General features: G+C 64.3%; 1 pseudogene. It reads left to right on the top strand.

Annotated features, from left to right (window positions below):
* Positions 1-42: 42 nt before the first annotated feature.
* Positions 43-989 (top strand): annotated as a pseudogene (locus ACXJKH_RS21245) (ATPase); the annotation flags it as partial.

The following is a 989-nucleotide window of genomic DNA, read 5'->3' on the forward strand; positions in this document are numbered from 1 at the left end:
GCACATGCCTTGCGTGGAGCGCTGGCTCAGGAACGAGATGTCTTGGACCAGCAACGGCTGGAGATCGAGCGGCTGAAGACTCTGCGCACGACCGCAGACCAGGAACTGGCCACCGCCCGGCAGACCGTGGCCCAGTTCGTTGAGGCCAACCGTGCCCTGATCGATGCTGCCGCGGCCGAAGTGCCGGTCATCGCGCACCACCAGCGCATCCAGGCCGCCTACAGCGGCTACCTGCCTGAGATCCAGGCCTACCTGGCGGCCTTGCCGGGCCTGCTGCTCCAGGGCCTTGGAGAGCAGGCTCGCAACCTCTACAACGCGTTCAACCGCGCCGATCCGCCCGGCGACCTGCTGCATGCGTTGTGGCTGCCGGTCGCCGAGAATGGCAAGATCGAAGTCGAGTTCACCGGCGAACCTGGCGTGCGCTATGACGCGTTGGTCGTCTTTAGCGAGGGGCACATCAAGTGCCTGGGACTGGCGATCCTGCTGGCCAAGAACATCGCACAGGGATGCCCCGTGGTCATCTTCGACGACGTCGTCAACGCGATCGATGATGACCACCGTGACGGCATCTGGCGCACCTTCTTCGAGGATGGCGTGCTCGACGGCAAGCAGGTCATCCTCACCTCGCACGCCGAGGAGTTTCTGCACCGGATTCAGCAGGAACTGGGCGCTCGCCGCGCCGGAGCGATCAAGCGCTACAAGTTCCTCCCGCACCAGGGTGAGCACGAACTGCGCGTCGACAGCGACCCGCCGACGAAGAACTACGTACTGTTGGCCCAGCAGGCGCTGGCGGACGATGAGAAGCGCGAGGCCTTGCGACAGGCACGGCCCGCGCTAGAAAGCTTGACTRACCGCCTCTGGACATGGCTTAGCCGGCGGGGAGATGGGCGCCTTGAGATCAAGCTCGGCGGACCTCGCTCGCCATGGGAACTGAACAACAAATGCAGCAAGCTGAAATCAGCGGTAGCTCGCGTTGCGGTGCAGTATCC

The sequence above is a fragment of the Stenotrophomonas sp. P5_B8 genome (genome assembly GCF_054049855.1).